The organism is Pseudomonas sp. VD-NE ins (genome assembly GCF_031882575.1).
Taxonomy (GTDB): domain Bacteria; phylum Pseudomonadota; class Gammaproteobacteria; order Pseudomonadales; family Pseudomonadaceae; genus Aquipseudomonas; species Aquipseudomonas fluorescens_BZ.
Genome location: NZ_CP134772.1, coordinates 3701900 through 3716784, shown reverse-complemented (window position 1 = coordinate 3716784; position 14885 = coordinate 3701900). Strand labels below are relative to the sequence as shown.

At 58.8% G+C, this 14885-nt stretch carries 11 protein-coding genes; 5 read left to right on the top strand and 6 right to left on the bottom strand.

Annotation, left to right across the window (positions count from 1 at the left end):
• Positions 1–47: 47 nt before the first annotated feature.
• From RMV17_RS16640 to RMV17_RS16630, 3 genes are all read left to right on the top strand, one after another.
• Entirely contained in the window at positions 48–4769 is a 4722-nt protein-coding gene (locus RMV17_RS16640) for an RHS repeat-associated core domain-containing protein (protein WP_311881249.1), read from the top strand.
• Positions 4769–5173, top strand: a complete 405-nt coding sequence (locus RMV17_RS16635) for a hypothetical protein (RefSeq protein ID WP_016987702.1) — start codon at positions 4769–4771, stop codon at positions 5171–5173. The genes RMV17_RS16640 and RMV17_RS16635 overlap by 1 nt, the downstream gene beginning before the upstream one ends.
• 96 nt (positions 5174–5269) lie before the next feature.
• Positions 5270–5665, top strand: a complete 396-nt coding sequence (locus RMV17_RS16630; protein ID WP_311881246.1) for a hypothetical protein — start codon at positions 5270–5272, stop codon at positions 5663–5665.
• Positions 5666–5789: 124 nt separating this feature from the next.
• Here RMV17_RS16630 and RMV17_RS16625 read toward each other — a convergent pair whose 3' ends face one another.
• Both RMV17_RS16625 and RMV17_RS16620 read right to left on the bottom strand, forming a co-directional pair.
• A complete protein-coding gene (locus tag RMV17_RS16625) occupies positions 5790–6485 on the bottom strand; it encodes a tRNA (adenine(22)-N(1))-methyltransferase TrmK (RefSeq protein ID WP_311887061.1) in 696 nt (231 codons plus the stop codon).
• A gap of 123 nt (positions 6486–6608) precedes the next feature.
• A complete protein-coding gene (locus RMV17_RS16620; RefSeq protein WP_108225463.1) occupies positions 6609–7658 on the bottom strand; it encodes an NAD(P)-dependent alcohol dehydrogenase in 1050 nt (349 codons plus the stop codon).
• Positions 7659–7846: 188 nt separating this feature from the next.
• Here RMV17_RS16620 and RMV17_RS16615 point away from each other — a divergent pair, with 188 nt between their 5' ends.
• Positions 7847–8773, top strand: coding sequence for a Gfo/Idh/MocA family oxidoreductase (locus RMV17_RS16615; RefSeq protein WP_311881243.1), 927 nt, complete (start codon positions 7847–7849; stop codon positions 8771–8773).
• A 109-nt stretch (positions 8774–8882) separates the two neighbouring features.
• Here RMV17_RS16615 and RMV17_RS16610 read toward each other — a convergent pair whose 3' ends face one another.
• Positions 8883–9809, bottom strand: a complete 927-nt coding sequence (locus RMV17_RS16610) for an alpha/beta hydrolase (protein ID WP_311881242.1) — start codon at positions 9807–9809, stop codon at positions 8883–8885.
• A 120-nt stretch (positions 9810–9929) separates the two neighbouring features.
• On the opposite strand from RMV17_RS16610, the gene RMV17_RS16605 reads away from it, so the two are divergent.
• Positions 9930–10868, top strand: a complete 939-nt coding sequence (locus tag RMV17_RS16605; protein ID WP_311881241.1) for a LysR family transcriptional regulator — start codon at positions 9930–9932, stop codon at positions 10866–10868.
• Positions 10869–10985: 117 nt separating this feature from the next.
• On the opposite strand, the gene RMV17_RS16600 is transcribed toward RMV17_RS16605, so the two are convergent.
• From RMV17_RS16600 to RMV17_RS16590, 3 genes are all read right to left on the bottom strand, one after another.
• Positions 10986–12251: an FAD-dependent oxidoreductase gene (locus RMV17_RS16600; RefSeq protein ID WP_311881240.1), complete on the bottom strand. Its 1266-nt coding sequence runs from the start codon at positions 12249–12251 to the stop codon at positions 10986–10988.
• Positions 12241–13833 carry an aldehyde dehydrogenase (NADP(+)) gene (locus RMV17_RS16595; RefSeq protein ID WP_311881239.1) on the bottom strand — a complete coding sequence of 531 codons (1593 nt, stop codon included), beginning with the start codon at positions 13831–13833 and terminating at the stop codon, positions 12241–12243. Before RMV17_RS16595 ends, RMV17_RS16600 begins: the two co-directional genes overlap by 11 nt.
• A 72-nt stretch (positions 13834–13905) precedes the next feature.
• Positions 13906–14853 (bottom strand): dihydrodipicolinate synthase family protein, encoded by a 948-nt coding sequence (locus RMV17_RS16590; RefSeq protein WP_034155485.1) that lies wholly within the window; start codon positions 14851–14853, stop codon positions 13906–13908.
• Positions 14854–14885: the final 32 nt, after the last annotated feature.

The following is a 14885-nucleotide window of genomic DNA, read 5'->3' as shown; positions in this document are numbered from 1 at the left end:
TTCAATCACTTTCCTGAGAACGGACCTCTGACGGGTGAGAAACTGCAATGACCACTGAAACCGCTGTTGCGAAAAAACGTGAGCCGCAAGTAGCGGTCGTGCCGCTCAACACCATCGACATCAAAGACGTCGGGCGCGGGGCAGCGAAATTTGACGCCTGGCTGCAATCGATCAGCGGTGGCGTGGTCACCCTTGAACGCGTCAAGAACGTCGCTGGCGCGTTGCCGGTCGTGGGCAACATCATGGCCCTGGTGGATGCGCTCGGAGATATCGTCACACTGGCCAAAAGCAAGCAGCGGCAAGTCCTCGACTGGGTCAGCCTGGGCATCAATCTGATCGGTGTGCTGCCGGCACCGCCGACCATGGCGTCGGCGCGCATGACCCTGCGTCCGACCTTGTCATTGGTCCGTCAGGAACTGCGCAACAGTGCAAAAATGTTGTTGGGTGACTCGCTGATAGAAGTCCTGATCGGACATTTGAATGCCACCATCGTCGGTACCATCGATGACTTCGTCGGACAGGCCAAACCCAAGCTGGCGAGCATTCTTGACGACGCAGGCGAGCTAGGTCAGAAAGCAGTAAACGAGATTGCCAAGGGCCTGGAAACCGTAGTCAACGGCAAGCTCGACGCAAAAGGCGACATGAAGGCCGCGAGTGCGAAGATGAGTGCGGCCAGTGGTCAATTACTGCACAACCCCAAGGCGGCCATTGGCAATATTTTCGGTGCCGCGTTCAGTGCCTACAAGGCTGCAGGAAAAGGTGTCGCCAACACCGCTGCGAAGAACCTGCTGCCCGACAGTGCCAAGGCATTGGTGTTGAGCAACACGTCAATGCTGCGCACCATGGGCACGGAACTGCGGACCCAGATGAAGAAACTGGGCGATCCCGGTGTCAAGCACTCCATCGGTTGGCTGCTGCAAATGCTCGCAGGTGCCGTGGCGACTTGGCGTAAGCGGCGTTCTCATGGTCAAGGCGCCAGTGTCAAACCCGGCACTACGTCCAAAGCTCAGCACAAGGCCGGTGAGGGCAGGCTGGAAGCCACCGCGCAACAAGCTCCAGCAACACACGCGCCCGCACCGAAGAAAAATTGCGCCTGTTCCACTACCGCTCACAGCATCAGTTTTGCGTTGGGTTCGGAGAGCTTCAGCCATACCGATTTCAGCCTGTCCGGGCCGTTCCCGATCGAGTGGACGCGTACCTATAATTCACGCCTTGGCGCCTACGATCAGAGCGAACTCGGTGCCCGCTGGATCAACGAGTTCAGCACACGGTTTGACTGCGTCGACGATGGCCTGACGTTCTACGACGTCGACGGCCGCAACCACAGCTATCCGTTGCCCGGAGTCGGACTGTTCCACTACGACGCCATCGAGAACATCACGCTGGTTCGTGCCAGTGAAGATCAACTATTGTTGTGCCGCGGTTTCGAACGCAAGGAAAGCTACGTGCGACGGGGCCAGCGCTATGTGCTGAGCAACATCTCGTTGCGTAGCGGCGCCGGAATCATGCTGCATTACGAGCATCGACTTGGCGAACAAGCGGTGCTCTCGGACCTGATCACCTATCAGGAAAACGACACCAGCAAGGTGCATCTGCACCTTGGCACGATGATCGATGATCACGGTCGGTTTATCGGCCTCTGGGAGATCGTTGATGGCGAGCCACTACGACAGCTTTGTGCTTACCAGTACGATGCCTATGGCGATCTGATTCAGGCGCAGGACGAGAACGGCGCAGTCTGGTCGTATCAGTTCGAGCATCACCTGATCACCCGTTACACCGACCGCACCGGGCGCGGCATGAACCTGCAATGGGACGGCCAGAGCGCCAAGGCCAAAGCCGTGCGCGAGTGGGCCGATGATGGCAGCTTTGATACCCGTCTTGAGTGGGACGAAAACATTCGCCTGACTTACGTCACCGATGCTCATGGCAATGAGACGTGGCACTACTACGACATCCTTGGCTACACCTACCGCATTCGTTACCCGGATGAGCGCTCGGAGTGGTTCTTTCGCGATGAAGCAAAAAACGTGGTTCGCCATGTGAATGCCGACGGCAGTACCGATCGCTTCAGCTTTGACGAGCGCAGCAACTTGCTCGAGCACATTCGCGCCGATCACACGGTGATGCACTACGCCTACGATGATCAGGACATGCTGATCAAGATCAGCGATGCCGAGGGCGGTCAATGGCTGCGTGCCTATGACGACCAGGGCAACCTCGTTGAAAGTGTCGATCCACTGGGCAACAAGACCGAGTACGCCTACAGCAAGTCCGGTCAGCCCACGGTGATCAAGGATGCCAACGGCAACGAGAAGACCTTGGCCTACAACGACGCCGGCCAGTTGCTGGAATACGTTGATTGCTCGGGCAAGACCAGTGCCTGGGAATATAACGAACTGGGGCAAATTGTCTGCTTTACCGACGCCGCCGGGAACAGCACCGAGTACCAATACAAGGCTGGACACTTGGTGCTGATCAAGCACCCGGACAAGACCGAAGAGCGCTTTGAGCGCGATGCCGAAGGTCGATTGTTAACCCATGTCGATGGCCTGGATCGCTGCACCACATGGAGCTACAACGCGGCAGGGTTGATTGACGAACGCATTGATGCCAACGAAAAAGCTCTGCACTACCACTGGGATCGCCTCGGTCGTTTATTGGCCCTGGAAAACGAGAACGAACAACGGGCGCATTTTCACTACGATCCGGCAGGTCGCCTGCTGGACGAAACCGGCTTTGATGGCTGCATCACGAGCTATCAATACGATGCTGACACCGGTCGACTCGCCCAATCGATCAATGGCCAACGCGTCATCTCGCTGAGCTTCGACCCGATGGGCCGCTTGACTGAACGTCGCGCCACCTTGGGCGATCAGTCGCAAAGCGAGACCTTCGCCTACGATGGCAACGGCAACCTGGTGCTGGCCGACAATGCCGACAGCCGCCTGCAATGGTTCCACGACCCGGCCGGCAATCTGCTGCGCGAGCACCAGCATTACCTCGGCCTGGAAAAACCCACCGTCGCGATCTGGCAGCACGAGTACGACGTGCTCAACCAACGAGTTGCCACCGTGCGCCCCGACGGCCACCGCGTCAGCTGGTTGACTTACGGCAGCGGCCACCTGCTAGGTCTGCGCTTGGATGAGCATGAACTGATCGGCTACGAGCGTGATGACCTGCACCGCGAAGTCGCCCGCCATCAAGGCAATCACCTGCTGCAAACGCAAAGCTGGGATCCGGCCGGCCGCTTGCAAGAACAACTGCTGGGACGCAGCGACGACAAATCCACACTGCTAAAACGCGAATACACATATGACGCTGCCGGCCAACTGACCGACATCAACGACAGCCGCCGCGGCCCGCTCGCCTATCGCTACGATCCGGTCGGCCGACTGCTCAGCGCCACCACACGTCTAGGCGTGGAAACCTTCGCTTTCGACCCGGCCGGCAACCTGCTCGACGACAAGGCAACAGAAATTCGCCGACCACTGGCTTTGACCCCGCCGCGCAGCAAACTGGTCGACAACCTGCTGCGCGAATACGCCGGCACGCATTACGACTACGACGAACGCGGCAACCAGATCCAGCGCTGGCACAACGGCCAACGCAGCGATCTGCGCTGGGATCTGTTTGATCGACTGGTGCATTTTGAAGATCCGCGCCTGAGCGTGGATTTCGCCTACGACGCACTGGGACGCCGCCTGCACAAAAACTCCCGCGCGCATTACAAACAGCGTCCTGAAGCAGGCTCTCTCTGGAACAGAAACGAACACGCGCGCAAACAGCGCGAACTCGGCTGCGGCTTTACCTTGTACGGTTGGGATGGCGACACCCTCGCCTTTGAAAGCAGCCCTGCACAAAGCGATGGTGAACCGGGTCGCACGGTTCACTACATCTTCGAACCGGGCTCCTTCGTCCCCGTCGTGCAAGCGGTGCGCCACGCTCCGATCAACCTGATAAACCAACCGCAATACACTGGTGAATACAGTCTCGATGAAGACCCATTGTGGAATCGCGAGGCTACGGCATTACCCTTTGATGCGTTGGCCTGGTATCAATGCGATCACCTGGGCACTCCGAAGGAATTGACGGACGCGCAAGGCGACATCGCCTGGATCGCGCAGTACAAGGCGTGGGGACAGGTCACAGAACAGCGCTCGGAATGGGCGCGGCAGCATGGCGTGATGAACCCGATACGGTTTCAGGGGCAGTATCACGATCATGAGACGGGGCTGCATTACAACCGGCATCGGTATTACGATCCGCGAACCGGACGTTTCATCAGTAAGGATCCAGTCAGCTATGCAGGTGGGTGGAACCTGTTTGCCTATGCTCCAAACCCTGTCGGATGGGTTGACCCTGAAGGCCTGACAGGCAAGACGCCAGCCAGTAGGCTTGCAGACAAGGCGCAGAAACTGCCAGCATCAAAACGTCCGAATACGGTGGCAGTGATAGTGACCAAAGACGGGCGAGTGGTCACAGGTCGAAACCAGGGTGGCGTTTCCAATCCTGAGGTCAATGAAGCACTTAAAGGTATCCCGCCCAATGAGTTTGATGCGCAATGTGCAGAGGTCAATGCAATCGCCAGGGCTAAAAATAAAGGCCTGGATCTGGACGGCGCTGAAATTTCAGTGGCCAATGTGAGGGGCAAAAGCAGCACCAGCGGTGTACATGGCACGGACAAACCGCCGTGCTCAGTGTGTAATCCCTTAGTGAAGAAGTTTAATTTGAATGTAGTCGGCGGCAGCGGCTGCGGAGGAAAGTAATGACGTCAGAGTTTTCACGTGAGCTCAAAACTCTCTCCCCGAGAAATTTACAACGCTATGCATCAAAGCTTTTAAGGGCTTATTGCGAAGCAAAGTCTATTCGACACGAGGCCATCGATGAATTGACGGCCCACCTGGATAGTTTTCCTGATGGCGGTGGCTTGGCTGACTGGGAGCAAAAGGGTGCGTTGTTGCCGCTCAATGGAAGAGGGGATGATATGCCGTCAGATCTTGAGCAATCGATTCCCTCTCAAGATATTGACGATTTTCGTCATGTGGTGGATAGCGCAGTCGAGGTCGGAATTGTCGATATATATGGCGCTTCAACCGATTTGCCGGTCAAGTTCATAGAAAAAATTTCGTCGATTCTTCGCAAGAACAATATTGATCTCCCGCAACTGTAATTAAAGGGAGGGCAGTATCACTTCGCAGGGACACTTGAACTCCCGTTAACGCGCGAATGTGGAACGGTACTCAACTGCATTTTTAAAGGAATAAACATGAAAAATACCGCTGTGATCCTCGCACTGATCAGCGCTTTCGGCATCGTCAATGTCGCTCATGCCGAAGGGCCGGACTCTGCGCAGTTGAAACAAATGTACGACACCGGGCGGAACACGGCCGGCCTGATCAAGCATTGCGTCGACAAGCGCTTCCTGAACGCGGACAGCACCGAAAACGCCAATAAAATGGTGGCGTACGTTAACGGTATTCCGGGAAAGCTTGACAAGCGCGATGGTGACAAAAACGAAGCCCAGGGACGTAAGGGCGAAGTGTTGACACAGGGTCAATACCTGAATCTGGAAGCCAGCCTGCCTGCGGAATTGACGTTGAAGCAGTGGTGCGAACAAGCAGATCAGGGGATGCGCCAGGGTTTGGCGAATGCCGGCCTGTAATCAACGCTGATCGCGAGCGTTGATCACGGCTTGAGCAACGCCAATGTCGCCATCGCCATTCGCGGGATTCCAGGCCCGCTCGGGCCGTGTCTCCACCGGCATGCACACCTCTGCGGCCGGCTTCTCAAGCCAGCAACTGCGCAATCCATTCAACCTGGCACGTGATCTCTCGTACCTTCGCCTCGGGCACAGCCTGCTGCGCCCGGGCGAACTGGCTCAGGGTCTTCTGCTTTTCGCGCAGCTTGTGTTGCCACTTGGCCAGAAACTCCGGACTGCGTGCCTGCATCTGTAGCGGGCCGAAGTACAGTTCTTGATCGGTGTAGGCCACGGAGGCTGCGCGCTCGGCAACGATGATTTCATAGTGGAAGCGGTTCTCCCGCAGCAGTTCTTCGCTGAGGATCCGGTAACCGTTTGCCATCAGCCATTGGCGCAAGGGTTGTTCGCCGCCATTGGGTTGCAGGATCAGGCGCTCTTTGCCGCTTAAACGGGCTTTGCCGCTGTCGAGGATGTCGCGGATGGTCTCACCGCCCATGCCGCAGATCGTGATGGCGGTAATCCCGTCGTCAGGTTCGATGGCCGCCAGACCATCAGCCAGGCGCACACTGATGTGCTGCTGCAGATCATTCTCGCGCACGGTGCGTGCGGCCGCATGGAACGGCGTCGACGCGACTTCACCCGCCACGGCCGCTGCGATCAGGCCACGGCGCATCAGCGCCACCGGCAGATAGCCGTGATCCGAGCCGATATCGGCCAGCCGCGCGCCGGCCGGCACGTGTGCAGCCACGCGCTCAAGGCGCATGGACAATGTCTGTTCGTTCAACGGCAACCCCTTGATGGCAGGCAAAGGGGTGCGACTCTGGCGAGCAACGCCGGGCCTGTCAAATCCCGGCGACGGAATTCAATGGCCCATTCACCGCGCTGAACGGCCAATGGGCGCTGAGGCTTAGCCAGCCAACGTTGCGTTGTCGATCACGAAACGATATTTCACATCGCCCTTGAGCATGCGTTCGTAGGCGTCGTTGATCTGGTCGGCACGGATCAGTTCGATGTCGGAGACGATGCCGTGCTCGGCACAGAAATCGAGCATTTCCTGAGTTTCGGCAATGCCGCCAATCATCGAACCGGCAATCGTGCGGCGCTTCATGATCAGGTTGAACACGTTCGGCGACGGATGCGAGGTGGCCGGCGCACCGACCAGCGTCAACGCACCATCTCGCTTGAGCAGCACCAGGAATGCGTCGAGATCGTGCGGCGCCGCGACGGTGTTGAGGATCAAGTCGAAACTCTTGGCGTGGGCGGCCATTTCTTCGGCATTGCGCGACACCACAACCTCATCGGCGCCCAGCGCTTTGGCCGCTTCGCGTTTGGATTCAGAGGTAGTGAACGCGACAACGTGGGCGCCCAGAGCGTGAGCCAGTTTGATGCCCATGTGGCCGAGGCCACCGATGCCGACCACGCCGACTTTCTTGCCCGGTCCCGCATTCCAATGACGCAGTGGCGAGTAAGTGGTGATGCCCGCGCACAGCAGCGGCGCGACGGCGGCCAGTTGCGCTTCGGGGTGGCGGATGCGCAGCACGTAGCGTTCATGCACGACGATGTTTTGCGAATAGCCGCCCAGCGTCCAGCCGGGTGCGTCCGGGGTCGGGAAGTTGTAGGTGCCGATCATGCCGTCGCAGTAGTTTTCCAGACCGCTTTCGCAGTCATCGCAATGTTTGCAGCTGTCGACAATGCAACCGACGCCGACCAGATCACCGATTTTGTAGTCCGAAACATGGGCGCCAACGGCCGACACGCGACCGACGATTTCATGCCCCGGTACGCAAGGAAATTGTGTACCGGCCCATTCCGCGCGCACCTGGTGCAGGTCGGAATGGCAGATACCACAGAACGCGATGTCGATCTGCACATCATGGGCGGCCGGCGCGCGGCGGTTGATCTGCATCGGTTCAAGGGGTTTGTCGCCCGCGTGGGCGCCGTAGGCTTGTACAAGCATGGGAACATCCTCGATCGGTTTGTCGTAAGGCATTGTTTCTTTTCCCGCGCTGCGGGCACTAGTGCATTCCTGTGCAATCCTTGCCTGATCCTGTGCGTTGTTGTGACATTGCGCGGACAGACGCTCGTGGCATTTGCAGGTAATCTCCCGATTCACTGACGACAACAAAATCAAAACAGGAGTCATTGATGCAAACAATCCGTCTCGGTCTGGTGGGCTACGGCAAGATTGCCCAGGATCAACACGTCCCGGCGATCCTCGCCAATCCCGCTTTCCAGTTGGTCTCCGTCGCCACCCAAGGCAAGCCCTGCGCGGGCGTTGAGAACTTCCAATCGTTGAGTGAGTTGCTGGAAAACGGTCCGCCGGTGGATGCGATTGCCTTCTGCACACCGCCACAAGGTCGTTTTGCGCTGGTGCAGCAAGCGCTGGCCGCCGGCAAACACGTGCTGGTGGAAAAGCCACCGTGTGCCACGTTGGGCGAGGCGATGGCCTTGGTCGATCAGGCTGTCGGGCAGGGCGTCAGCGCCTTGTTTGCCTGGCACTCACGCTACGCGCCCGGCATCGAAGCCGCCCGCGACTGGCTCGCCTCGCGCACCCTGCAAAGCGTGCAGATCGACTGGAAAGAAGACGTGCGCAAGTGGCACCCCGGGCAGACCTGGATCTGGCAACCCGGCGGCCTCGGTGTGTTCGATCCGGGCATCAATGCCTTGTCGATCGTCACTCATTTGCTCAAGTTGCCACTGTTCGTCGAATCGGCTGAGCTGCGCGTACCGAACAACTGCCAATCGCCGATTGCCGCATCGATCAAAATGGCTGATGCGCATCAACTCGATGTGCGCGCGGAGTTTGATTTTGACCATGGCCATGATGAGCTGTGGAGTATCGAGGTGCGTTGCGACGAGGGTGTTCTTCGCTTGGATAACGGTGGCGCGTTGTTGAGCATCGACGGCGTGCGCCAGGCTGTGTCGGAGGAGGGTGAGTACGCAGCGGTGTATCGGCATTTTCAGCAGCTGATTGGCGACGAGGCCAGTGACCTGGATGTGCAGCCGTTGCGGTTGGTGGCGGACAGTTTTTTTGTGGGGAGTCGGGTGTTGGTTGAGGCGTTTTACGATTAGTGCGGAGGGCAACGTATCCGGTCAATCGCTCTTTACTTGTTTTCCTTGCCGACGCTCTATTGAAGGCAGAACGGCGGGAACTGAAAAGCTCCCGCCGTTTGAATTTTACTCAGCGACTGGCTTCGGCCAGACCCGCCTCAATGAAGCGTACTGAACTCTCCATTGCCTGTTGACCTTCTGGCAGCATGGCCGAGTAGAAGTGCCAGGCGTGGAACATGGCAGGCCATACCTCGAGATTGACTCGGACACGGTTGTCCGCCAGATGGGTGGCAAGCCGTATCGCGTCACTCAGCATCAGCTCGTTCTCGCCAATCTGAATCAGAATGGGTGGGAGTCCAGTAACGTCTGCGAAAACTGGTGATGCCAGAGGATGGTTGGCCAGTGTCTCGCCAAGGAATGTTCTGGCAAGAATATCCAGAACAGGCTTGGAATTCAGCGGGTCCAGGCCCTCACGGTTGCTCATAGAGGCGCCGGTGTGTTCGAGGTTTGCCCAAGGCGAGATCGAAGAACCCACCGCAGGTAACGCAAGCCCTTTGGATTTGGCAGCCACCATCACGCTTACAACCATTGCGCCGCCAGCCGACTCGCCGGAAAACGCGATTTTTTCAGCCGGGATTTTCTGCTCAAGCAACCACTCGTAGGCGCGCAGGGTATCGTCGATGGAGGCGGGGAATTTGTGCTCCGGGGCCAGGCGATAGTCAGGCATGTATACACGAGCACCCAGCATCTTTGCGTAGTTGCCACCAATGCCGTGGTAGCCATCTGGACGGCCGACAATGTACGCCCCGCCATGGATGTACATCACAACTGCGTCGGTCTTGACTTCATCGGGTGTCACCAGGGTCCCTGGAACACCGCCCATGTCGACTGCTTCGAACCTGACGCCGGTGGGCGCTGGATTTTGCGCGAGCATTTTTGCGTAGGCGTCGCGGATATCGCTCATTTTCGTGGTGGTATCAATGCCTTTGAGGACAGGTACCAAATCGCTCAGGCTGTTGGCCCAGGTTTGAACGGCTGCTTCTACTTTCGTATTCATAGTGATCTCAATTGAAGGAGGGTATTGGATTGGCTAATTGAGATACTATTCTCTTGATTGGGGAATAGGGTTCCCCATTGTGAGTGCTGTGGCGCCCGAACGTTGAGCGAGTGAGGAAGTATGGAAATTCATAACCTGAACGACATTGCGGCTTTCGTGGGGTCGGTAAATGCCGGAAGCTTTACCGCCGCTGCCAAGCAATTAGGTCTCACTCGTTCGGCAGTGGGTAAATCGATTGTCAGGCTGGAAGCTCGATTGCAAGTGCGGTTACTCAACCGCACAACCCGCAGTCTGAGCCTGACGGACGACGGTCAGGTCCTCTACGAGCGCTGTGTTGGCATCCTTCAGGATCTTGACGATGTCGAGGATGCACTGGCGTTTCGTCGCTCGACACCCAGTGGGCGATTGCGTATGAGTCTGCCGGTCGCGCTGGGCAGGCTTCACGTTCTCCCTCACATCGAATGCTGTCTGAAGGAATGGCCTTCGCTAAGTGTCGACGTTACGTTTTCCGACCGACTGGTAGACCTCATTGATGAGGGGTTTGATCTGGCCATGCGAATTGGCCCGCCCAAAGAGGATTCTCGATTGCTGACACGCACCGTGGCGTACCAGCAGATGATCACCTGTGCTTCACCCCACTATCTGGCTGAGCATCCGCGGCCAAAAACTCCCGAAGCGTTGTCCGCGCACGAATGTCTGCATTTCGTCAGCGGGGGACGATTACTTCCATGGAATTTTCGAGTAGACGGCCAGGCGGTTGCCTTCACTCAAGGTGGGCGGCTACAGATGGACAGCGCGGAAGCGCTGCATGAGTGCGCGATGGCGGGCTTGGGTATTGCGACACTGCCGTCGTACGTAGTGAGCCACCAACTACGCAGCGGCAAGCTTGTTCAACTGCTCGAAGAATACGCTGAGGCCGCAGAACCCATCCGGATCATCTATCCCAGCAAACGACACCTTTCGCCCAAGATCCGCCTGTTCATCGATAAGCTCCTGGACGCGTGGTCTCCTTGTCCGCCGTGGGAACAATGTCTGGTTGATGATATTTGCGCCGTATGAAAAGGGGAGCTGATGCTCCCGGCGGAACGGCTCGTTGCAATGTTGTCAGGAGCGCTGATAGAAGCGTTACAACCGATCACTTGAGTGCAGACGCTCAATCGCATCGGCACCCGCCGTTCAGAAACGATCGAGTCTGAAGCGTTCATCTGCCGTCAGATCAGTCACCTGATGCGTCGTTGCTGGCCGAGCCATCCGCACCACCATCTCCGCCGTCACCGCCGCCTGCGTCAGCCCCAGATGCTGATGTCCGAAAGCAAGCAACACCTTGCCCTCACAAACCTGATCAATCACCGGCAACGAATCCGGCAATGACGGTCGAAAGCCCATCCACGGCGTCGCTGCTTCAGCATTCAGACCCTTGCGAAACAAACCCTGACTCAACCGGTGCAATTGCCACGCGCGCTCCATGCTCGGTGGCTTCTCCAGACCGGCGAACTCGACGGTGCCGGCCAGGCGCAACCCTTCGGACATCGGCGTCATGATGAACTTGCGTTCCAGGGAGGTGACGGGGAAGGGCAGTCGATCGTGTTCCTGAGGCAGCATCAGGTGATAACCGCGCTCGGTGTCCAGCGGTACTTTTTTGCCGGTGAGAGCGGCGGTGAGTTTCGCCGAATGCGCGCCGCAGGCGATCAGTACGCGGCTGGCAGTCAGACCGCCATTGCCGGTGGTCAGTGTCACCCCGTGCTCCTGCACGTAGCCGCCCTGAACCTGTTGCTGGACAAAACTCACGCCACAAGCCTTGGCCGCTTCGACCAGTTCACAGACCACGCGGTAGGGATCGATGAAATGCCCGGTGCGCGGGAAGAACAAACCGCCCTGAAGCTGTTCGCTGAGTTGCGGCGCGGTGTCGCGTATGGCCGCGGCCTGCCAGTAATCGACCGGCACCTGCTGCTGATGCAGTCGAGCCTGTAATGCCTGGACCGTCTGACGCGATTCGGGACGTTCGAATACCAGTAACGAGCCATCGATCTTCAACAAGTCCGGGCGCTCAATGTCGGCGAGCAAGCGCTGCCAGGCCTCCAGACTGCTTTCATTCAGGGCGCGCAAGCCTGCCACGGTGTTCTGAAAAGGCGCTGGGCGCAGATTCAGCAGCAGGCGGGTGAACCATGGCAAGGCGCGCGGCAGGTACTTCCAGTCCAGCCGCAGCGGTCCCATCGGGTCCATCAGCATCGCCGGCAAGCGCTTGAGGATGGACGCGTCGGCAATCGGAAACACCTGCTCGGTCGCCAAGTGCCCGGCGTTGCCGAACGAGGCGCCGTGGCCGGGTTGCTGCTGATCGATCACCACCACGCGCAACCCTTGGCGAGCCAGACGCAATGCACAGGTGACGCCGATGATGCCGGCGCCGACCACGGCGATGTCGTGGGAGACATTATTGGCCATGGTGCAGAGCTTCCCTTTGCCCATCGAGCAGGCGACGCAATTGCAGCGGATTGGCCTGCTTCAGTGCGGTCGGTAACAGGCTGTCCGGGAAGTCCTGATAGCAGACCGGACGCAGAAAACGCAGGATCGCCGCTGTACCGACTGATGTTGCGCGTGCGTCGGACGTGGCTGGGAAAGGCCCGCCATGCACCATCGCGTCACACACCTCGACCCCGGTGGGCCAGCCATTGATCAGCAAGCGACCGGCCTTGCGTTCCAGTGTTGGCAGCAGGGCGCGTGCCTGTTCCAGGTCTTGGTCATCCAGGTGCAACGTGGCGGTCAACTGGCCTTCCAGGTGTTCGCTGACCTGACGGATTTCAGCTTCACTTTCGCATTGCACAATCAACGCAGCTGCACCGAAGGCTTCGGCTTGCAGGCGGTGATCAGCAAGAAAGTCGGCGGTCTCGGTCACGAATACATGGGCTTGACATTGGTTCGGGCCGTTGCCGCTTAGACCAACACCCGCGATGTTCGCACTGGCATTCTCGGCCAGCGCATTCACGGCAGATTCGTAAGCACTGAAGATGCCCGGTGTCAGCATCGTTTGCGCCGGACTGCGTTGAATAATTTTGGTGGTGGCGCCAATGAATCTGTCCAGCGCCGGTCCTTTCAAGGCAATCACCAAGCCCGGGTTGGTGCAGAACTGGCCCGCACCCAGTATCAGCGACGCCACAAACCCTTCAGCCAACGCCTGCGTGCGATTCTCCAGCGCCGCTGGAAACAGCAGCACCGGATTGATCGAACTCATTTCCGCGTACACCGGAATCGGTTCGGGCCGCGCTTGCGCCGCTTGAATCAACGCCAGGCCACCGTTGCGCGAACCGGTGAAACCCACTGCTTTGATCCGTGGATCAGTGACCAACGCAATGCCCACTTCGCGGCCGGAACCGTATAGCAACGAGAAAACGCCTTCCGGCAAACCACAGGCTTTCACTGCCCGCGCCACTGCGCGACCGACCAGTTCGCTCGTGCCGGGATGCGCGCTGTGCGCCTTGACGATCACCGGGCAACCGGCGGCCAGTGCCGATGCGGTGTCACCACCGGCCACGGAAAACGCCAGCGGAAAATTGCTCGCACCAAACACCGCGACCGGCCCCAGTGCAATTTGCCGTTGACGCAGATCCGCGCGCGGCAGCGGTTGGCGCTGCGGCTGCGCGCTATCGACGCGCACATCCAGCCATTCACCGGCGCGAACCGTGCGGGCGAACATTCTTAATTGTTGGCAAGTGCGCCCGCGTTCGCCTAGTAGACGCGCGCGCGGCAGGCCGGTTTCGGCGTGGGCACGTTCGATCAACTCATCACCGAGGGCTTCGATTTCCGTGGCGATGGTTTCCAGAAATTCGGCGCGGGCACTGAGCATGGTTTCGCGGTAAGCGTCCAACGCCGCCCAGGCCAGCGCACAGGCCTGTTCGACATGCTCGGCCGATCCACCGGCATACGCTGGCTCCAGCGTTTCATTGGTAGCCGGATTGATCCCGCGAATGGCGGCGCGATGGCCGGCAACCGTGTGCTGTCCGATCAGCATGTGGCCCGTCAGAGTCATGGTGTCTTCCTGATAAAGAGGGAAATGCCTGCCGCGTAGCACAACGCATCGCGGCAGGTGAGGCTTGCGGTGTCAGGCGAAATTCTGTTCCGCCGACCAGTTCTCGTACCAGTGACGGAACAGCGAGTACTGCTTCTCGGCATAACGCCGCTGCGAATCGCTCAACGCATCGGTTTCGTTGAAGTGCAGGGTGTATTCCTTGTCGCCGTTGAGCACCATCAGATGCTTGTAATACAGCACCAGGTCGCAGCCTTCATCGAACGACGACAACACCGCCAGTGCCGATTCCAGCTCCCGCGCCTGACGACGGGCCTTGGCATCTCCTTGTGCAGCCTTCTTGCTCAGCGCCACCAGTTGCAGCACTTCGCGGGGCAGGGCGTTGCCGATGCCGGTGATCGCGCCGGTGGCGTTGCAGTTGACGAAACCGTGCACCACCTGTGTGTCGACGCCGACCATCAAGGTCACGTCCTCGTCTTTAGAGGTGATGTTTTCCGCGGCGTAACGCAGGTCGGCACCACCACCGAATTCCTTGAAACCGATCAGGTTCGGGTACTCGCGGCGCAGTTCGAAGAACAGATCAGCGCGGGTGGCGAAGCCGTAGTAAGGGCTGTTGTAGATCACTGCTGGCAGGTTCGGCGCGGCTTGGAGAATCGCGGCGAAGTGGGCCTTTTGCGCGGTGACCGAAGCGCCACGGGACAGCACGCGGGGGATCACCATCAAACCCTGTGCACCGACTTTCGCTGCGTGGGCTGCGTGGGAAACCGCTTCGCGTGAGTTCACTGCGCCGGTGCCGACGATGGTTGGAATCCCGGCCGCCACCAGACGCGCCACGCCTTCCTGCCGTTCAGCCTCGGTGAGCAACGGCCAGTCGCCCATCGAGCCGCAATAAACCACGGCGCTCATGCCGATATCGATCAGCTCGCGACCCTTGGCCACCAAGGCATCGAAGTCCGGTTTGCGCTGGGCGGTGCACGGGGTCATCAGGGCCGGCATGCAACCGGTGAAGATGTTGTCGCTCATTGTTTTTAACTCCTTGGCACATCATTCAAATT